Source organism: Staphylococcus sp. FSL K6-0223 (genome assembly GCF_038008285.1).
Map to the genome: position 1 here is coordinate 766,776 of NZ_JBBOYX010000001.1, position 20,663 is coordinate 787,438.

Here is a 20,663-nt window from a genome sequence, read left to right on the forward strand (position 1 = left end):
TTTACAAAAGGCGAATAAAGGAGAAAAAATAAATGAGTCAAGAAGTAATTAAAATCCGAGGTGGTCAACCACTAAAGGGTGAAGTTACAATTAGTGGTGCAAAAAATAGTGCCGTAGCTATTATTCCAGCTACTCTATTAGCGCAAGGACAAGTGAAAATTGACGGTTTACCGCAAATCTCAGATGTTGAAACACTAGTGAGTTTATTAGAAGATTTAAATATTAAAACAAATCTTAATGGTAAAACATTAGAAGTTGATACAACAGACATTAAAAATGCACCGTTACCAAATAACAAAGTTGAATCTTTACGTGCTTCTTATTACATGATGGGAGCCATGTTAGGTCGCTTTAAAAAATGTGTGATTGGTTTACCAGGTGGTTGTCCATTGGGCCCACGTCCAATTGATCAACACATTAAAGGATTTAAAGCTTTAGGTGCTGAAATTGATGAATCAAGTGATACATCAATGAAAATAGAAGCAAAAGAATTGCACGGAGCCAACATCTTTTTAGATATGGTAAGTGTTGGTGCAACCATCAACATTATGCTTGCAGCTGTTCATGCAAAAGGGCAAACAACGATTGAAAATGCTGCCAAAGAACCAGAAGTAGTAGATGTAGCAAACTTTTTAAATAGCTTAGGCGCAAATATCAAAGGCGCCGGTACGAGTACTCTAAAAATCAGTGGTGTTGAAGAGTTACATGGAGCTGAATATCAAGTGATTCCTGATAGAATTGAAGCGGGAACGTATATGTGTATTGCCGCTGCTTGTGGTGACGAAGTAACAATTAAAAATATTGTACCTAAACATTTAGAAGCGCTCACAGTTAAACTAAATGAATTAGGTGTTGATATTGATATCGATGATGATAAAGAACAAATAGTAATTAAAGGTAAATCATCATATAAAAATGTAGATATTAAAACATTAGTATATCCTGGATTTGCTACTGACTTACAACAACCTATTACGCCTTTATTATTTATGACAGATGGTCCATCTTTCGTTACAGAAACGATATATCCAGCTCGTTTCCGCCATGTAGAAGAGCTCAAAAATATGGGAGCTAGTATTGAAGCAGATACGTCTACTGGTACTGCAACAATTAAACCTTCTAAACTTCAAGGTGCCAAAGTATATGCGAGTGATCTACGTGCAGGAGCTTGCTTGATTATTGCTGGATTACTAGCAGAAGGTGTTACAACAATTTATAATGTTAAACATATTTATAGAGGATATACAGATATCGTTAAACATCTTAAAGATTTAGGTGCGGATATTTGGACTGAACAAGTTTAATTATTTTTGATATACTTAAATATATTAATTGCTGAAGTATATTAAATACCTGCAATGTTTAAGAAGTTTTGAATAGAGGTGAAGACAATGGAAATCTGTCCATATCTCGAAGAAACCTTTAAAATTGTTGGTAGAAGTTGGAACGGTTTAATCATTAATTACCTATCTCGATGCGCTGATTATACTGCACACTTTTCCGATATGAAAAGGGATTTAAAAACAATTACTCCACGTGCATTAAGTATTAAGCTTACAGAATTAGGTGAGTGGGAATTAGTAGACAAAAAAGTCATTTCTACACGTCCTGTTTCTATCGTTTATGAGTTAACCGATAAAGGAAAAGCACTTGCTGAGGCTTTAAGACCAATTGAAGCATGGGCTAGAGATTACGTCACATTAGAACATAACGATTCAGTTAAATAATATAGTTAAAAGGTTGGAGTTTATATAAACTTTAACCTTTTAATTATGTTTAAATAACATCAAATCGGATATATATTAGACATACACATTCTTAAGGAGTGAATCATTGATGAGAAATTATACTCAACAATATATTAATGGTGAATGGATTGATAGTGAAAGTAACGAAACAATTGATGTAATTAATCCAGCAACAGAAGAAGTTATTGGAAAAGTTGCAAAAGGTAATGAAAAAGACGTAGAAAAAGCGGTTCAAGCTGCTCATGACGTATATTTAGAATTTCGCCATAGTTCAGTTGAAGAAAGAAAACAACTACTAGATAGAATAGTAGAAGAATATAAAAATAGAAAACAAGATATTATTGAAGCAATTACTGCAGAGTTAGGTGCTCCACTAACTGTTTCAGAAAATGTTCATTATCAAATGGGTTTACAACACTTTTCAGAAGCACGTAGAGCTTTAGATTCATTTGAATTTGAAGAACGTCGTGGAGATGATTTGGTAACTAAAGAAGCGATTGGCGTTTCTGGATTAGTTACACCATGGAATTTCCCAACTAATCAAACATCTCTTAAATTAGCAGCAGCATTTGCTGCAGGTAGTCCAGTTGTGTTAAAACCTTCTGAAGAAACACCATTTGCTGCAATAATTTTAGCTGAAATCTTTGAAAAAGCAGGCGTTCCTAAAGGTGTATTTAACTTAGTTAATGGTGATGGTGAAGGTGTAGGTAATCCATTAAGCGAACATCCTAAAGTTAGAATGATGTCATTCACTGGTTCTGGAGCTACAGGTTCTAAAATTATGGAAAAAGCAGCTAAAGATATCAAAAAAGTATCTCTTGAATTAGGTGGCAAATCACCATATATCGTACTTGACGATGTAGATATTAAAGAAGCTGCAAAAGCTACAACTGGAAAGGTTGTTAATAATACTGGTCAAGTATGTACTGCAGGAACAAGAATCTTAGTTCCAGAAAGTATTAAACAAGAATTCTTAACTGCCTTAAAAGAAGAGTTTAGTAATGTTAAAGTTGGCGATCCACTTGATAAAAATACTCAAGTAGGACCAATCATTAGTAAAAAACAATTCGACACAGTACAATCTTATATTGATAAAGGTATTGAAGAAGGCGCTGAATTATTATATGGCGGTCCAGGTAAACCAGAAGGATTAGATACAGGTTATTTTGCTAGACCAACTATTTTTGTAAATGTTAAAAATGATATGACTATTGCACAAGAAGAAATTTTTGGTCCAGTTGTTTCAGTAATCACATATAATGATTTAGACGAAGCAATCGAAATTGCTAATGATACTAAATATGGTTTAGCAGGATATGTAATTGGTAAAGATAAAGAAACACTTCAAAAAGTAGCACGTTCAATTGAGGCAGGTAGAATTCAAATTAATGAATCTCCAAACGAACCTTATTTACCATTTGGTGGTTATAAACAATCTGGTATCGGTCGTGAATGGGGCGACTACGGAATTGAAGAGTTCTTAGAAGTAAAATCAATTGCTGGTTATTTTAAATAATTAAGTATAATGAAATATTTTAATATAAATACAGTTCATGGAATTGTTTTAGTTCCATGAGCTGTTTTATTTTTTGAAATTTAATAAAATCATTTTGTAATTAAATTAAAAATTTGCTATATTAATTCTAGTATTTAAGATGCTAACGTTTAAAACATTTAAGTTATAATCATTTAGATGATTTGACAATGCTAGTAGCTAGATGATTTTTATAAAAATATAAGAAATGGGTGCAATTTATGCCTGAAAGAGAACGAACATCACCACAATATGAATCTTTTCATGAATTGTATAAAAATTATACGACAAAAGAACTTACGCAAAAAGCAAAATCATTAAAACTAACTAATTATAGTAAATTGAATAAAAGTGAGCTTGTCTTGGCAATTATGGAAGCTCAAATGGAAAAAGATGGAAATTACTATATGGAGGGTGTTTTAGATGATATACAACCTGATGGATATGGTTTCTTAAGAACCGTTAATTATTCTAAAGGTGAAAAAGATATATATATATCAGCGAGTCAAATTAGACGTTTTGAAATTAAACGAGGCGATAAAGTAACTGGAAAAGTACGAAAGCCTAAAGACAATGAAAAATACTATGGACTTCTACAAGTTGACTTTGTTAATGATGAAAATGCAGAAGTTGTAAAAAAACGTCCTCATTTCCAAGCACTTACTCCGTTATACCCAGAGGAAAGAATTATTCTTGAAACAGAGCCTCAAAACTATTCTACTCGAATTATGGATTTAGTTACTCCAATTGGTTTAGGTCAACGTGGTCTTATTGTTGCTCCTCCTAAAGCTGGTAAAACGTCATTACTTAAAGAAATTGCAAATGCAATTAGTACAAATAAACCAGATGCTAAATTATTTATATTATTAGTAGGTGAACGACCTGAAGAGGTAACTGATATAGAGCGTTCAGTAGAGTCAGCAGAAGTAGTACATTCCACTTTTGATGAACCTCCTCAACACCACGTTAAGGTAGCAGAGTTATTACTAGAAAGAGCAAAACGTCTTGTAGAGATAGGACAAGATGTCATTATCTTGATGGACTCTATTACGCGTTTAGCAAGAGCATATAATCTTGTTATCCCGCCTAGTGGTAGAACATTGTCAGGTGGTTTGGATCCAGCATCCTTACATAAGCCTAAAGCATTTTTCGGTGCTGCGCGTAATATTGAAGCAGGTGGTAGCCTAACTATTTTAGCAACAGCTTTAGTAGATACAGGTTCACGTATGGATGATATGATTTATGAAGAGTTCAAAGGTACAGGTAATATGGAACTTCATCTTGATCGTAAATTATCCGAACGTCGAATATTCCCAGCTATTGATATTGGACGTAGTTCTACACGTAAAGAAGAATTATTAATTAGCAAGTCCGAATTAGACTCATTATGGCAACTTAGAAATATGTTTACTGATTCTACCGATTTTACAGAGCGTTTTATAAGAAAATTAAAACGTTCAGAAAATAACAAAGAATTTTTTGAACAATTGCAAAAGGCAGCCGCTGAAAGTACAAAAACAGGAAAACCAATTATCTAAAATATATGATTGAGGGTTGCGTTTTCCTTCAATAACTATTATAATTACACAGTATTGGGTAAAAACTCACAAATAACTCTGTTCCAGATGGTTCAGGGCAAAGGAGCTGAAAAAAATGAAACAAGGAATTCATCCTGATTACCACAAAGTCATCTTTTTAGATACAACAACTAACTTTAAATTCTTAAGTGGTTCTACTAAAACTTCTTCAGAAACAATGGAATGGGAAGATGGTAACGAATACCCAGTTATTCGCTTAGATGTATCATCTGATTCACATCCATTCTACACAGGACGTCAAAAATTCGCTGCTGCGGATGGTCGTGTGGAACGTTTCAACAAAAAGTTTGGTCTCAAATCAAACAACAATTAATTTTGAACTTAAAATGCCTGCCTAATCTATTATGTATAGAATTAAGCAGGTATTTTTTTATTTCTAAACTATTTTATTCATTTGTTCAATGATAACCCAGTAATAAACTCATTTATAATAAACGAAAATATGATATAATTAAGCGATTATGTTTTGAAAAAGGTGGAACTTATAATGTATGAAACTTACCATTCTGGTTGGATTGAATGCATTACTGGAAGTATGTTTAGTGGTAAATCGGAAGAATTAATTCGTCGATTAAGAAGAGGAATTTATGCTAAACAAAAAGTAATCGTATTTAAACCGGCTATTGATGACCGGTATCATAAAGAAAAAGTTGTATCACATGATGGTAATGAACTAGAAGCCATTAATATTTCAACAGCTAGAGAAATACTATTACAAAATTTATCTCAATTTGATGTCATAGGGATAGATGAAATTCAATTTTTTGATAATGAAATTGTACATATAGTAGAAAAGCTAGCTGAAGAGGGTCATAGAGTTGTAGTAGCAGGTTTAGACATGGACTTTAGAGGTGAACCTTTTGACCCCATGCCTCAAATTATGGCTGTAAGTGAACAAGTGACCAAATTACAAGCCGTTTGTGCAGTATGTGGTTCGTCATCAAGTCGGACGCAACGTTTAATCGATGGACAACCAGCAAGAATTGATGACCCAATTATATTAGTAGGAGCAAATGAAAGTTATGAGCCAAGATGCAGAGCACATCATATTGTAGCACCTAGCATCAATGACAAGGAGGAAATATAGTGTTTGATCAATTAGATATTGTTGAAGAAAGATATGAACAGTTAAATGAAATGTTAAGTGATCCAGAAATCGTCAACGATCCAGATAAATTACGAAAATATTCTAAAGAGCAAGCTGATTTACAGAAAACAGTAGATGTTTATAGAGATTACAAAAGTAAAAAAGAAGAAGTAGCAGAAATAGATGAAATGCTAACTGAAACAGATGATAAAGAAGAAATTGAAATGTTAAAAGAAGAAGCATCTGGATTAAAAAGTGAACTTCCTGAATTAGAAGAACAACTTAAATTCTTGTTAATTCCTAAAGATCCAAACGATGAAAAAGACGTTATTGTCGAAATTAGAGCAGCAGCTGGTGGAGATGAAGCAGCTATTTTCGCAGGCGATTTATTAAGAATGTATACAAAATATGCGGAATCTCAAAATTTTAAAACTGAAATTGTTGAAGCGGCAGAAAGTGATCATGGTGGATATAAAGAAATCAGTTTTTCAGTTTCAGGTAATGGTGCCTATAGTAAGTTGAAATTTGAAAATGGTGCTCATCGTGTACAACGTGTGCCCGAAACAGAATCTGGAGGACGTATTCATACATCTACAGCGACTGTAGCTGTATTACCTGAAGTTGAAGATGTAGAAATTGAAGTGCGTAATGAAGACTTGAAAATTGATACGTATCGTTCAAGTGGTGCTGGTGGTCAACACGTTAATACTACAGACTCTGCTGTGCGTATTACGCATATTCCAACCGGTATTATTGCAACGTCTTCAGAAAAATCACAAATTCAAAACCGTGAAAAAGCATTAAAAGTATTAAAAGCACGATTATATGATATGAAATTACAAGAAGAACAGCAAAAGTATGCAGCTCAACGTAAATCAGCTGTAGGGACAGGAGATCGTTCTGAACGTGTACGAACTTATAATTATCCTCAAAGTCGTGTGACAGATCATCGAATTGGCTTAACTTTACAAAAGCTCGACCAAATTATGGAAGGTAAATTGGATGAAATTATTGATGCATTAACACTTTCTGAGCAAACTGAAAAACTGAAAGAACTAAATAATGGCGAGCTTTAAAGATACCTTACAAGAAGCGATTGAATTAACAAAAGAAAAAGGATTTGAGCAATCTAGAGCGGAATGGCTGATGTTAGACTTATTTAAATGGTCTAGGACAGATTATTTAATGCATATGTATGATGAGATGTCTCAAGCTGAAGAAGCAAAATTTTCACTTGCATTAGACCGTATGTTATTAGGAGAGCCTATTCAATATATTGTTGGTTTTCAATCATTTTATGGATATCAATTACAAGTAAATTCTCAATGTCTTATTCCACGTCCAGAAACAGAAGAAGTTATGCTTCATTTTTTAGAGCATTGTAAAGATGGAAGTACAATTGCTGATATAGGAACAGGCAGTGGAGCGATTGCAATTGTACTTAAAAAACTAAATCCAACCTTAAATGTAATAGCCACAGATCTTATTGAAGATACTCTAGAGGTAGCATCTGATAATGCACATCAATTAAAAGCAGATATCAGATTTCTAAAAGGTAACGCCCTTAAACCACTTATTAAAGAAAATATTAAATTAGATGGCTTAATTTCAAACCCTCCTTATATTGATCAAACTGAGATGAAAGATATGGAAGATACGGTAGTAAAGTATGAACCTCATATCGCGTTATTTGCTGAGGATGAAGGGTATGAAATTTATGAGATGATTCTAGATGATTTACCAAAAGTACTTAATAAAGGGGCTTATGTAACTTTTGAAATTGGATATAATCAAGGAGAAATATTAAAAGCACGTATTATAAATAAATATCCGCATGTGAATGTAAATCTCTTGAAAGATATTAACGGATTAAATAGAATGATTTCATTTAAGTGGTAATAGTGGAGTGGGAAAGAAATGTATTATTTTCTAACCCACTTCTTTTTCTTTAATAATTTCACATATGTGAAAGGTGTGATCAAAGTGAAAACAAATATATGGAATATGAAAGATTATAGTCAAGATCCCCACACGTTTTCTCAATTAGCAGAAATAAAAACTATTTATGAAAATGGTGGCCTAATTGCGATACCTACTGAAACAGTGTACGGTTTAGGTGCCAATGCTAAAAATGAACAGGCAGTAGAAAACATTTATAAAGCCAAAGGACGCCCGTCTGATAACCCACTGATTGTTCATATTTACAAGCAATCACAAATGGATGCATTTGTATCAACTATCCCTAAGAAAGCTAAGAAATTAATGAATGCATTTTGGCCTGGCCCAATCTCGTTTATTCTTCCTTTAAAACAAGGATATTTATGTGAGAAAGTGACAGGTGGTCTTAATTCTATTGCTGTAAGAATGCCAAGTCATCCAATTGGAAGAGCAATATTAGAATATGTTGATTTACCAATCGCAGCACCCAGTGCAAATATAAGTGGAAGACCTTCTCCAACGACATTTCAACATGTTTATAATGATTTAAATGGAAAAATAGATGGTATTGTGAATGGCGATCAAAGTGAAGAAGGCTTGGAGAGTACAGTTTTAGATTGTACCCAATTTCCTTTTAGAATAGCAAGACCAGGATCAATTACTCAAACAATGCTTAATCAGGTGGTACCTCACTGCGTCATTCAATATGATTATAATCAATTAGAACGTCCCATAGCACCAGGTATGAAATATAAACACTATGCACCTAAAACACCTGTATATATGTTAACTGAATTGACACAACCTATTTCTGAGTTAAATGAATCAGGGTTAGCATTTGTTTTACCTTCTAGTATGAAAAAGTATGTACCTAAAGATGGTATATTTATCTCTCTTTGTGAAAATCAAAGAGATGTTAAAGGGGCTAATCATAACTTATATAAAATTTTACATGACATTGATGATGATGAACGAATAAAAAAAGCATTTATTTATACTTTTGATAATATTGAAGGTTCTGAAGCAGTTATGAATCGTATGCTAAAAGCAACGGGAAATCAAATAGTTAAAGGAAGAGAATTATGAAGATAATATTTGTATGTACTGGAAATACTTGTAGAAGTCCTATTGCTGAAAGTATAGCTACAGCGCTTCTACCTAACGATTCTATTCAATCACGTGGATTATTTGCAATGAATGGACAATCCATTACTCCTGAAGCATTAGAAGTTATTTTAGAAAATAATTTACCAGAACCCTCTGTATCTCAAATATTCAGTCAAGATGACTTAAAAAGTGATTTAATTTTAACGATGACCAATAGTCATAAACGACAGTTAATCAGTCAATTTGGGACAGAATATCCTATTTATACATTATGTGAGTATGTATCAGAAACAGGTGAAATAGATGATCCATTTGGCGGTAGCATAGATACCTATCGTCACACATTTAATCAATTATATTCTCTTATTAGCAAATTGAAACACGAAGAATAAAGAGAAATATTACGCTAATAGTATAAGTTGAGTAATAAATAAGTTATAATAAAGAAGTATAGCTTGTCAGCTATGCTTCTTTTTATCTTTGTAAGTGAGGTGAAATAATATGCAAGAACTTACAACTTTACTGGATGAATTGAAAACTCAATCGTTTTTCAAAAAAGATGAGATTTGTGTGATAGGATGTTCAACTTCTGAAGTAATTGGGGAAAAAATTGGGTCAGTTGGTTCAATGGAAGTTGCTGAAACTATTTTTAATGAATTGGAACGTATAAAACGTGAAACGGGCGTTTCATTTGCGTTTCAAGGTTGTGAACATATTAATAGGGCGATTACAATTGAGCGTGAAGATTATAATCCATTTACTATGGAAGAAGTAACTGTTGTACCAGATGTTCATGCAGGAGGAAGTCTTGCTACATATGCCTATCAACATATGAAAGATCCAATAGTCATTGAATATATAAAAGTGCCTAAAGGTATTGATATTGGTCAAACGCTTATTGGAATGCACATTAATCATGTTTGTGTTCCGTTGAGAACAAGCGTTAAAAAAGTTGGTGAAGCTACAGTTACAATCGCTACTTCAAGACCAAAAAAAATTGGTGGAGAAAGAGCTAAATATGAATAAGTTCTAAAGGAAGAAGGGGAATATATGTCTTATATTAAAGAACAAGATCACATTATTTATGAAGCGATTCAAAATGAATACAACCGTCAAAACAATAATATTGAGCTCATTGCTTCAGAGAACTTCGTTTCAGAAGCGGTAATGGAAGCGCAAGGATCTGTAATGACAAATAAATATGCAGAAGGCTATCCAGGTCGTCGTTACTATGGTGGTTGTGAATATGTTGATGTTACGGAAACAATAGCTATTGAACGTATCAAAGCTTTATTCGGAGCTGAACATGCAAATGTACAACCCCATTCAGGTTCTCAAGCTAATATGGCAGTGTATTTAGTTGCTTTAGAGATGGGAGATACTGTGCTTGGAATGAATTTAAGTCATGGTGGTCATTTAACTCACGGTGCTTCAGTTAATTTTAGTGGTAAGTTTTATAACTTTATCGATTATGGCGTAGATAAAGAAACTGAAAGAATTAATTATGATGAAATTCGTGAATTGGCACAGAAACATAAGCCTAAATTAATTGTAGCTGGTACGTCAGCGTATTCTAGACAATTAGATTTTAAGAAATTTAAAGAAATTGCTGATGAAGTTGGTGCTAAATTAATGGTTGATATGGCACACATTGCAGGTTTAGTAGCAACTGGATTACATCCTAATCCTGTAGAATATGCTGACTTTGTTACCAGTACAACTCATAAAACGTTGAGAGGACCACGTGGAGGCCTGATTCTTTGCAAGGAAAAGTATAAAAAAGAGATAGATAAGACAATATTTCCTGGAATTCAAGGTGGACCACTAGAACATGTGATTGCTGCAAAAGCTGTTGCTTTTGGAGAAGCTTTAGAACCAGATTTCAAAGTGTATCAAGAACAAGTCATTAAAAATGCTAAAACTTTAGCTGAAACACTTCAAAATGAAGGATTTAGAATTGTTTCAGGAGGTACAGATAATCATCTAATTTCAGTAGATGTGAAACAATCAGTTAATTTAACGGGTAAACAGGCTGAAGAAACATTAGATTCAATTGGTATTACATGTAATAAAAATACAATACCTTTTGATCAGGAGAAACCATTCGTTACAAGTGGAATTAGACTAGGCACTCCTGCTGCAACGACGCGTGGTTTTGATGAAGTAGCATTTAAAGAAGTTGCTTTAATTATCAGTACAGCATTAAAAAATTCAAATGACCAAGCAAAATTGAAAGAAGCTAGTGATAGAGTAAAACAATTGACTCAACAATATCCGCTATATGAATAACAACATAAATGGAGGAAATGAATTATGAGTAAAGTACATGTATTTGATCACCCACTCATTCAACATAAATTGAGTTACATTCGTGATAAAAATACTGGAACAAAAGAATTTAGAGAGCTTGTTGATGAAGTAGGTATGCTAATGGCATATGAAGTTACAAGAGATTTACAATTGCAAGATGTAGAAATTGAAACACCTGTAACAACTATGACAGCAAAACGATTAGCTGGAAAAAAATTAGCAATTGTACCTATTTTAAGAGCAGGATTAGGGATGACAGATGGTGTATTAAGCTTAGTTCCAGCTGCTCGTGTAGGACATATTGGTTTGTATCGTGATCCTAAAACATTAAAAGCAGTAGAATATTTTGCTAAATTACCTCAAGATATCGATGAACGTGAAATTATAGTAGTTGATCCAATGTTAGCTACAGGCGCTTCAGCAATCGAAGCAATCAATTCACTAAAAAATCGAGGTGCAAAGAATATTCGTTTTATGTGTTTAATTGCCGCACCTGAGGGTGTTGAAAAAATGCAAGAAGCGCATGAAGATGTTGATATCTATATTGCAGCTTTAGATGAAAAACTTAATGAAAAAGCATATATTACACCTGGTTTAGGAGATGCTGGGGATAGATTATTTGGTACTAAATAGTACTATAGGAGTAAATATTATGAGAAAGATTATGACAGTCTTTGGTACAAGACCGGAAGCAATTAAAATGGCACCTTTAGTTAAAGCACTTGAAAAAGATTCAATGCTAGAACCAATTATTGTTGTAACTGCTCAACATAGAGAAATGCTTGATTCAGTTTTAAAAACATTCAACATAAAACCACATTATGATTTGAATATTATGAAAAAAGGGCAAACTCTTTCAGAAATAACAGCTAAATCTATTATTCAACTTGAGCAAATTATGAAAAAAGAATGTCCAGATATGGTACTTGTTCATGGTGATACAACAACTACTTTTTCTGGCGCATTAGCAGCATTTTATAATCATACCTCTGTAGGCCACGTAGAAGCTGGTCTTAGAAGTGGGAATAAATATGCGCCTTTTCCAGAAGAAATAAATCGGCAGATGGTTAGTAACATTGCCGATTTACACTTTGCTCCTACTATTGGTGCAAAACGCAATCTAATTCAAGAAAATAAAGATAAGACATCTATAGTGATTACTGGCAATACTGCCATTGATACACTAAATTTTACAATTAATAAAAATTATACTTCTGAGTTGATAGAAAAGCATAAAAATAAAAAAATTGTATTGCTGACCGTTCATCGTAGAGAGAATATTGGAAAACCTATGGAACATATTTTCAAAGCAGTTAGAGATATCGTTGAAGATATTGAAGACGTTGTAGTAGTTTTTCCTTTACATATGAATCCCGAAGTTAGAAAACTATCATACGCTTATTTAGAAAATCATCCAAGGATAGAGCTTATTGAACCATTAGATGTTGTCGATTTTCATAATTTTGCTAATCATGCTTATTTAATTTTGACTGATTCTGGAGGCATTCAAGAAGAAGCACCATCATTAAATAAACCAGTTTTAGTTCTTAGAGATGTAACTGAAAGACCTGAAGGTGTAGAAGCTGGAACATTAAAAGTAATTGGAACAGAGTATACACATGTGTATCAAGAAATAAGAAAATTATTAAAGAACAAACAAGTTTATAATAATATGGCCTATGCTCAAAATCCTTATGGAGATGGAAAGGCATCTGAACGTATATGTGATAGTATTAAATACTATTTAGGATTAACTGAAGAAATACCTAAAGAATTTGAAAAGTTAAAAAATTGTTGATTTATTTGTGAACATTTTATGACAATATTGGTGTTAATTTAAACAACAATTTGAATAGAATTGACACATAAATTACCCTATATTATTATTGAAATTGTATGAGTGGAACGGTTTCCATGATTGTCATAAGTTTTGGAGGCACAAAGAATGAAACGGTTCAGCATCATATTTAGACAATTCATTCAATATTACATTTATTTTTTAATATTGTTAAGTATTTTGTATTTTATTAAATCTAATTCTTTTTTATTAGGCTTAATAATTGGGACACTTGGGTCTCTAATCAACACATACATTTTTGAGATATATCTTTCTAGGGCAAAACAACCAGATAATATACATATTTCTACAGGTAATGTATGGAGATACTTAGTCGCAATTATTGCATGTATAGTATGGGTTGTCTTTAAAGAGAATGTAAATATCATTGGTATAATGATAGGCCTTATGATTTCTTATGTATTAATCATTTTTCGCCCTCTCTTGCTAAAATAGTAAACTATATACAGAAAGAGGTGAGTACATGGATCACAAATCCCCACTCGTAAGTTGGAATGTGTTTGGATTTGATATTGTTTTCAACTTAGCAAGTATTATGATGCTTATTATTACTGCTATTATTGTTTTTATAATAGCTATTGTTTGTACGCGTAATCTTAAGAAAAGACCTAGTGGCAAACAAAACTTTATCGAATGGATTTTCGATTTTGTAAGAGGCATTATTGAGAGTAACATGGCTTGGAAAAAAGGTGGTCAATTTCACTTCTTGGCGGTAACATTAATTTTATTTATTTTTGTTGCCAATATGCTAGGTTTACCATTTGCAATTGTTACACATGATCATTATTTATGGTGGAAATCTCCAACTGCTGACGCGACTGTAACGTTGACGTTATCTACGATGATGATTTTATTAACACATTACTATGGTGTTAAAATGCGTGGAACAAAAGCATATGTTGGTAATTACTTTAAACCTTTCTGGCCATTAGCAATTATTAATGTCTTTGAAGAATTCTCTTCAACATTAACACTAGGTTTACGTCTTTACGGTAATATTTTTGCTGGTGAGTTACTATTATCACTATTAGCTGGCCTGTTTTTCCAAAACGGCTGGGGCTGGATAATTAGTATTCCTGGCTTAATTATATGGCAAGGATTCTCAATCTTTGTCGGTACAATCCAAGCATATATCTTTATTATGCTATCTATGGTTTACATGTCCCATAAAGTTGCGGACGCACATTAACATAAACAAACATTTTAGGAGGAATTATTAATATGGGTTTAATCGCAGCAGCAATTGCAATCGGTTTATCAGCATTAGGTGCTGGTATCGGTAACGGTCTTATTGTTTCTAGAACAGTTGAAGGTGTAGCACGTCAACCAGAAGCACGTGGTCAATTAATGAGTATTATGTTCATTGGTATTGGTTTAGTTGAAGCATTACCAATCATCGGCGTTGTTATCTCATTCATGACATTATTCAGATAAGAAATGTTCGAGGCGAAGTCTCTTTGATCTTCGCCATTCGTTTTATTTAGTGGCAAAGTGATGATTAATAATGAAAGGAGTGTCAAATGCCAGTGAACGCATTAACTAATTCATTTGTTTTAGGTGCAACTACAGGTGGCGTTGAATGGGGAACAACAATTGTTACAATTATTACATTTATAATCCTATTAGCGTTATTGAAAAAATTTGCTTGGGGTCCATTAAAAGAAGTAATGGATAAACGTGAACGCGATATCAATAGAGATATTGACGAAGCTGAAGAAGCAAAATTGAATGCACAAAAACTTGAAGAAGAAAATAAAAAGACACTTAAAGAAACACAAGATGAAGTTCATCATATTCTTGAAGATGCAAGAATTCAAGCACGTAAACAACATGAAGAAATTATTAAAGATGCACATGAACGTGCAAACGGTATGATTGAAACAGCACAAAGTGAAATCAACAGTGAAAAAGAACGCGCTCTTGCAGATATTAATAATCAAGTTTCTGAGTTATCTGTTTTAATAGCTTCTAAAGTTTTACAAAAAGAAATTTCAGAACAAGATCAAAAAGGTCTCGTTGATAAGTATCTTAAAGAGGCAGGCGATAAATAATGGCAGATGTAGCAAAAAAATATGCTAAAGCTTTATTTGATGTCTCTATAGATAAAGATCGATTAGATTTAATGTATGAAGAATTACAAGAAGTTAGTCATGCAACTTTAAATTACATTGATGATTTAAAAGCAATTGATTCAAATCCTAATCAGCCTGCTTCTGAACGACGTAAATTCGCAGGTATTGTATTTGGGGATGCGAACTATTACTTAAAAAATATGCTAATGATTTTAGCAAATAATCGTCATTTAGCGCTTATCCATTCTATCTTTAAAGAATTTAAACATTTGTATGACCATCATTATAATCAAGGTGATGCTTTGGTTGAATCTGTATATCAATTGAATGAAGAAGAATTATCTCGTATTGAAAGAGTAATTCTTAACAAAACTAAATTGTCTAAAGTACATATTACAACTAAAATAAATCCTAACTTAATTGGCGGTTTTAGAGCAAAAGTTGGGACTACTGTATTAGATGGCAGTATAAAAAATGATTTAGAACAAATAGAGCGTAAATTTAAAAGAGTTAATTAAAAAAGAGGAGTGACATAGATGGCCATCAAAGCTGAAGAAATCAGTGCATTACTTCGCTCACAAATTGAAAACTATGAGTCAGAAATGTCTGTTGATGATGTAGGTACCGTCCTTCAAATTGGTGATGGTATTGCATTAATTCACGGATTAAATGATTGTATGGCTGGTGAGCTTGTAGAGTTTTCAAATGGAGTGCTTGGTTTAGCACAAAACCTTGAAGAATCAAATGTGGGTGTCGTAATCTTAGGACCTTATAGTGAAATTAGAGAAGGCGACGAAGTTAAACGTACTGGCCGTATCATGGAAGTGCCAGTAGGTGAAGAACTTATCGGACGTGTTGTAAATCCACTTGGTCAACCAATTGATGGACAAGGTCCTATCAATTCAACTAAGACACGCCCTGTTGAGCAAAAAGCAACAGGTGTTATGGATCGTAAATCAGTTGATGAACCATTACAAACTGGTATTAAAGCGATTGACGCATTAGTACCAATTGGTCGTGGACAACGTGAGTTAATCATTGGTGATAGACAAACAGGTAAAACAACGATTGGTATTGATACAATTTTAAACCAAAAAGGTTTAGATACAATTTGTATTTATGTAGCTATTGGTCAAAAAGATTCAACAGTACGTGCAAACGTTGAAAAATTACGTCAAGCTGGTGCTTTAGACTACACAATTGTTGTATCTGCATCAGCAGCGGAACCAGCACCATTATTATACATTGCCCCTTATTCAGGAGTAACAATGGGTGAAGAGTTCATGTTTAATGGAAAAAATGTACTTGTTGTATATGATGATTTAACTAAACAAGCAGCAGCTTATCGTGAATTATCATTATTATTACGCAGACCTCCAGGTCGTGAAGCATATCCAGGGGACGTCTTCTACTTACACAGTAGATTGTTAGAAAGAGCAGCTAAATTAAGCGATGCATTAGGTGGCGGTTCAATTACAGCTTTACCTATCATTGAAACACAAGCTGGAGATATCTCTGCATATGTTCCAACTAACGTAATTTCAATTACTGACGGACAAATTTTCTTACAATCTGATTTATTCTTCTCAGGTGTACGACCTGCGATCAATGCCGGTCAGTCTGTATCACGTGTTGGTGGTTCAGCACAAATTAAAGCAATGAAAAAAGTTGCCGGTACATTACGTTTAGATTTAGCATCTTATCGTGAGTTAGAATCATTTGCACAATTTGGTTCTGATTTAGACGAATATACTGCTAGAAAATTAGAACGTGGTAAACGTACGGTTGAAGTTTTAAAACAAGATCAAAACAAACCACTTCCTGTTGAAAATCAAGTGTTAATTATTTATGCCTTAACAAAAGGTTATTTAGATGACATTCCTGTAGAAGACATTACACGTTTTGAAGATGAATTAAATAGTTGGTCTAAATCAAATGCTTCAGAATTATTAGGAGAAATCAGAGAAACTGGTAACCTTCCTGATGATGCTAAATTTGAATCAGCTATTAATGAATTTAAGAAAAGTTTTAGCAAGTCTGAATAACTAAACTTTAAATCAAAAAGGTGGTGAGATAATGGCTTCTCTTAAAGAGATAGATAGTCGTATTAAATCGACGAAAAAAATGAAACAGATTACTAAAGCGATGAACATGGTTTCAAGTTCTAAATTACGTCGAGCTGAAAAAAATACTAAGCAATTCGAACCTTATATGGAAAAAATGCAAGATGCGATAACTGCTATTGCAGGCGCAAGTAAAAATTCAAGTCATCCAATGTTAAGACCAAGACACATTCAACGTAGTGGTTACCTGGTTATTACAAGTGACAAAGGATTAGCGGGTGCTTATAGTTCGAATGTGCTTAAACGACTAGTCAATGACATTAAAGAAAAACATACAAATAGTGATGAATATAGCATCATTGTTTTAGGTCAATCCGGTGTTGATTTCCTTAAAAATAGAGGTTATGAAGTTGAAAGTTCACTTGTTGATGTACCTGATCAACCTTCATTTAAATCAATACAAGCTATCGCTAAGCATGCGATTGACTTATTCAGTGAAGAACATATTGATGAACTTAAGATTTATTATAGCCACTATGTTAGTGTTCTTGAAAATAAACCTTCTGTTAAACAAGTTCTACCATTATCTCAAGAAGATTCTAGTCAAGGCCAAGGTCAAATGTCGTCATATGAATTTGAACCAGATAAAGACTCAATCTTAAGAGTTATTCTTCCACAATACGTTGAAAGTTTAATCTATGGAACGATTCTTGATGCTAAGGCTAGTGAACATGCAGCACGTATGACTGCAATGAAAAATGCATCTGATAATGCAACTGAACTTATTGATGACTTATCATTACAATATAATAGAGCGAGACAAGCTGAAATCACTCAACAAATTACAGAAATTGTTGGTGGTTCTGCCGCACTTGAATAATATTTTAAAGGAGGAAACAACATGGGTAATGGCCGTGTAACTCAGGTTATGGGTCCTGTAATTGATGTTCGATTCGAACATAATGAAGTCCCTGAAATTAATAATGCCCTAATTATTGAAGTCCCTAAAAATGATGGCACATTCAAATTAACATTAGAAGTTGCATTGCAATTAGGTGATGATGTTGTTCGTACTATTGCAATGGATTCAACTGATGGTGTTCAACGTGGTATGCAGGTTGTGAATACTGGTAAAGATATTAGTGTTCCTGTAGGTGAAGAAACACTTGGACGTGTGTTTAACGTTTTAGGAGAAACAATAGATTTAAATGAAAAAATAGATAGTTCTGTTAGACGTGATCCAATTCATCGTCGTCAACCTAATTTTGATGAATTGTCTACTGAAGTAGAAATCCTTGAAACAGGTATCAAAGTTGTAGACTTATTAGCACCTTATATTAAGGGTGGTAAGATTGGTTTATTCGGTGGTGCCGGTGTAGGTAAAACTGTATTAATTCAAGAATTAATCAATAATATCGCTCAAGAACATGGTGGTATTTCTGTATTCGCTGGTGTAGGTGAACGTACTCGTGAAGGTAACGACTTATACTATGAAATGAGCGATAGTGGCGTTATCAATAAAACTGCCATGGTATTTGGACAAATGAATGAGCCACCAGGTGCGCGTATGCGTGTTGCTTTATCTGCATTGACAATGGCTGAATATTTCCGTGATGAACAAGGTCAAGATGTACTTTTATTCATTGACAATATTTTCCGCTTTACTCAAGCTGGTTCTGAAGTTTCAGCATTATTAGGACGTATGCCTTCAGCTGTAGGTTATCAACCAACATTAGCAACTGAAATGGGTCAATTACAAGAACGTATTACATCTACTAATAAAGGTTCAGTCACTTCAATTCAAGCAGTATTCGTTCCTGCCGATGACTATACTGACCCAGCACCAGCAACTGCGTTCGCGCATTTAGATGCAACAACAAACTTAGAACGTAAATTAACTGAAATGGGTATTTATCCTGCGGTAGACCCATTAGCTTCAACTTCTAGAGCTTTAGAACCATCTATTGTTGGACAAGAACATTATGAAGTTGCACGTGAAGTTCAATCTACATTACAAAAATACAGAGAATTACAAGATATCATTGCAATTTTAGGTATGGATGAATTATCTGAAGAAGATAAATTAACAGTAGAACGTGCGCGTAGAATTCAATTCTTCTTATCACAAAACTTCCATGTGGCTGAACAATTTACTGGTCAAAAAGGTTCTTATGTTCCAGTTAAAACAACTGTAGCGGACTTTAAAGATATCTTAAATGGTAAATATGATCATATTCCTGAGGATGCGTTCCGTTTAGTTGGAAGTATGGATGATGTTATTGCTAAAGCTAAAGATATGGGTGTTGAAGTTTAAACTAATTAGGAGGTAAAGATAATGAACACAGTAAATCTTGATATTGTCACTCCTAATGGTTCAGTCTACGAAAAAGATGATGTTGAACTCGTTGTATTTCAAACTACTGCGGGCGAAATAGGTATCATGAGTGGACATATTCCGACAGTTGCCGCATTAAAGATAGGCCATATTAAAGTTAAGTTTAAGAATGGTACTGAGTATATAGCTGTTAGTGGTGGCTTTGTTGAAATTAGACAACATAAAGTATCTGTCATTGTTCAAACAGCTGAAACAGCTAGTGAGATTGATGTAGAAAGAGCTAAGTTGGCTCGTCAAAGAGCTCAGTCTCATTTAGATGAAGAGGATAACAGTGACATTAACCGAGCTAAACGCGCATTAGCTAGAGCGGAAAACCGTCTGCGTGTAGCTGAATTAAAATAATGATTAAATTAAATGATGTGGGATAATATTTATGATGAATATATTATTTCAATTTAGTGAGAATGGTTAATGAAAAAGTAACAGATATTAAAATATTATTGGTTTAGTTAATTATTCTTAATATATTAAAAGAGTTTGAGACATTTAATGGTGTTTCAAGCTCTTTTTTTATTGTACATAAAAGAACTTAGAATGATAATAACTTTAAATTTTTATTTTAGTTACTTTTATTAAATATCGTAACGTTCTTATGTATCATTATTAACTTTTTTAATGTACAATATATTACAGAAATCTTTAAGGAGAGAAAAGAATGGAATATGTTGGACAATTTGCAATAATACATCTATTTTTACATGTAATATGTATATGTATTGCGTACTGGGCATTACATTCTCTCAGATTAGATCAATTTTTTAAAAAAGGATATTCAACACAACTACAAGTGTGTATGATTTTCTTAGCAATTTTAATGGGTACTGCAGTAAGTAACTTTATCGTGGATTTATTACAGTATTCTACACAAATTAAATATTTATTTTAAAAAATGAATTTCTACTAATTAACTAAAAATGTAGATATACTAATTAAATAAGTAATTCAAAATGGGA

At 33.2% G+C, this 20,663-nt stretch carries 24 protein-coding genes; all 24 read left to right on the forward strand.

What is annotated here, in order from left to right:
• The first annotated feature begins 32 nt into the window (after positions 1–32).
• The 24 genes from MHI13_RS03720 (at position 33) to MHI13_RS03835 (ending at position 20,596) form a co-directional block, all read left to right on the forward strand.
• Positions 33–1,304, forward strand: coding sequence for a UDP-N-acetylglucosamine 1-carboxyvinyltransferase (locus tag MHI13_RS03720; RefSeq protein ID WP_019835606.1), 1,272 nt, complete (start codon positions 33–35; stop codon positions 1,302–1,304).
• A gap of 87 nt (positions 1,305–1,391) precedes the next feature.
• A complete protein-coding gene (locus MHI13_RS03725; RefSeq protein WP_002488141.1) occupies positions 1,392–1,727 on the forward strand; it encodes a winged helix-turn-helix transcriptional regulator in 336 nt (111 codons plus the stop codon).
• A gap of 109 nt (positions 1,728–1,836) precedes the next feature.
• Positions 1,837–3,264, forward strand: a complete 1,428-nt coding sequence (locus MHI13_RS03730; RefSeq protein ID WP_017175119.1) for an aldehyde dehydrogenase family protein — start codon at positions 1,837–1,839, stop codon at positions 3,262–3,264.
• A gap of 239 nt (positions 3,265–3,503) precedes the next feature.
• Positions 3,504–4,820, forward strand: a complete 1,317-nt coding sequence (gene rho, locus MHI13_RS03735) for a transcription termination factor Rho (protein WP_017175120.1) — start codon at positions 3,504–3,506, stop codon at positions 4,818–4,820.
• Between the two features lie 115 nt (positions 4,821–4,935).
• Positions 4,936–5,193, forward strand: a complete 258-nt coding sequence (locus MHI13_RS03740; protein ID WP_002448672.1) for a type B 50S ribosomal protein L31 — start codon at positions 4,936–4,938, stop codon at positions 5,191–5,193.
• Between the two features lie 174 nt (positions 5,194–5,367).
• The gene (locus tag MHI13_RS03745) at positions 5,368–5,967 is read left to right on the forward strand and encodes a thymidine kinase (protein ID WP_017175121.1); all 600 of its coding nucleotides are present in this window, start codon (positions 5,368–5,370) and stop codon (positions 5,965–5,967) included.
• Positions 5,967–7,043, forward strand: a complete 1,077-nt coding sequence (gene prfA, locus MHI13_RS03750) for a peptide chain release factor 1 (protein WP_019835608.1) — start codon at positions 5,967–5,969, stop codon at positions 7,041–7,043. Before MHI13_RS03745 ends, prfA begins: the two co-directional genes overlap by 1 nt.
• Positions 7,030–7,866, forward strand: coding sequence for a peptide chain release factor N(5)-glutamine methyltransferase (gene prmC / locus MHI13_RS03755; RefSeq protein WP_017175123.1), 837 nt, complete (start codon positions 7,030–7,032; stop codon positions 7,864–7,866). The genes prfA and prmC overlap by 14 nt, the downstream gene beginning before the upstream one ends.
• Before the next feature lie 84 nt (positions 7,867–7,950).
• Positions 7,951–8,991, forward strand: a complete 1,041-nt coding sequence (locus MHI13_RS03760) for an L-threonylcarbamoyladenylate synthase (protein WP_049379482.1) — start codon at positions 7,951–7,953, stop codon at positions 8,989–8,991.
• Entirely contained in the window at positions 8,988–9,404 is a 417-nt protein-coding gene (locus tag MHI13_RS03765; protein ID WP_017175125.1) for a low molecular weight protein arginine phosphatase, read from the forward strand. Before MHI13_RS03760 ends, MHI13_RS03765 begins: the two co-directional genes overlap by 4 nt.
• A 109-nt stretch (positions 9,405–9,513) precedes the next feature.
• Entirely contained in the window at positions 9,514–10,038 is a 525-nt protein-coding gene (locus tag MHI13_RS03770; RefSeq protein WP_019835610.1) for a TIGR01440 family protein, read from the forward strand.
• Between the two features lie 24 nt (positions 10,039–10,062).
• The gene (gene glyA / locus MHI13_RS03775) at positions 10,063–11,301 is read left to right on the forward strand and encodes a serine hydroxymethyltransferase (RefSeq protein WP_017175127.1); all 1,239 of its coding nucleotides are present in this window, start codon (positions 10,063–10,065) and stop codon (positions 11,299–11,301) included.
• 24 nt (positions 11,302–11,325) lie between these two features.
• Complete coding sequence (gene upp / locus MHI13_RS03780) at positions 11,326–11,955, forward strand: uracil phosphoribosyltransferase (RefSeq protein ID WP_017175128.1); 630 nt, start codon at positions 11,326–11,328, stop codon at positions 11,953–11,955.
• Positions 11,956–11,974: 19 nt separating this feature from the next.
• Positions 11,975–13,120, forward strand: coding sequence for a non-hydrolyzing UDP-N-acetylglucosamine 2-epimerase (gene wecB / locus MHI13_RS03785; RefSeq protein ID WP_017175129.1), 1,146 nt, complete (start codon positions 11,975–11,977; stop codon positions 13,118–13,120).
• Positions 13,121–13,267: 147 nt separating this feature from the next.
• A complete protein-coding gene (locus tag MHI13_RS03790; protein WP_017175130.1) occupies positions 13,268–13,615 on the forward strand; it encodes an ATP synthase subunit I in 348 nt (115 codons plus the stop codon).
• 28 nt (positions 13,616–13,643) lie between these two features.
• A complete protein-coding gene (gene atpB / locus MHI13_RS03795) occupies positions 13,644–14,369 on the forward strand; it encodes a F0F1 ATP synthase subunit A (RefSeq protein ID WP_002448665.1) in 726 nt (241 codons plus the stop codon).
• Between the two features lie 32 nt (positions 14,370–14,401).
• Complete coding sequence (gene atpE / locus MHI13_RS03800) at positions 14,402–14,614, forward strand: F0F1 ATP synthase subunit C (protein ID WP_002448651.1); 213 nt, start codon at positions 14,402–14,404, stop codon at positions 14,612–14,614.
• An 86-nt stretch (positions 14,615–14,700) separates the two neighbouring features.
• The gene (locus MHI13_RS03805) at positions 14,701–15,231 is read left to right on the forward strand and encodes a F0F1 ATP synthase subunit B (protein ID WP_017175131.1); all 531 of its coding nucleotides are present in this window, start codon (positions 14,701–14,703) and stop codon (positions 15,229–15,231) included.
• Positions 15,231–15,770, forward strand: coding sequence for a F0F1 ATP synthase subunit delta (locus tag MHI13_RS03810; RefSeq protein ID WP_017175132.1), 540 nt, complete (start codon positions 15,231–15,233; stop codon positions 15,768–15,770). The genes MHI13_RS03805 and MHI13_RS03810 overlap by 1 nt, the downstream gene beginning before the upstream one ends.
• 18 nt (positions 15,771–15,788) lie before the next feature.
• Entirely contained in the window at positions 15,789–17,297 is a 1,509-nt protein-coding gene (atpA, locus tag MHI13_RS03815; protein ID WP_017175133.1) for a F0F1 ATP synthase subunit alpha, read from the forward strand.
• A 31-nt stretch (positions 17,298–17,328) separates the two neighbouring features.
• Entirely contained in the window at positions 17,329–18,195 is an 867-nt protein-coding gene (gene atpG, locus MHI13_RS03820) for an ATP synthase F1 subunit gamma (RefSeq protein ID WP_017175134.1), read from the forward strand.
• Positions 18,196–18,216: 21 nt separating this feature from the next.
• A complete protein-coding gene (gene atpD, locus MHI13_RS03825; protein WP_017175135.1) occupies positions 18,217–19,629 on the forward strand; it encodes a F0F1 ATP synthase subunit beta in 1,413 nt (470 codons plus the stop codon).
• Between the two features lie 21 nt (positions 19,630–19,650).
• A complete protein-coding gene (locus tag MHI13_RS03830) occupies positions 19,651–20,052 on the forward strand; it encodes a F0F1 ATP synthase subunit epsilon (RefSeq protein WP_002448708.1) in 402 nt (133 codons plus the stop codon).
• Between the two features lie 313 nt (positions 20,053–20,365).
• Positions 20,366–20,596: a DUF1146 family protein gene (locus MHI13_RS03835; protein ID WP_017175136.1), complete on the forward strand. Its 231-nt coding sequence runs from the start codon at positions 20,366–20,368 to the stop codon at positions 20,594–20,596.
• Positions 20,597–20,663 lie beyond the last annotated feature (67 nt).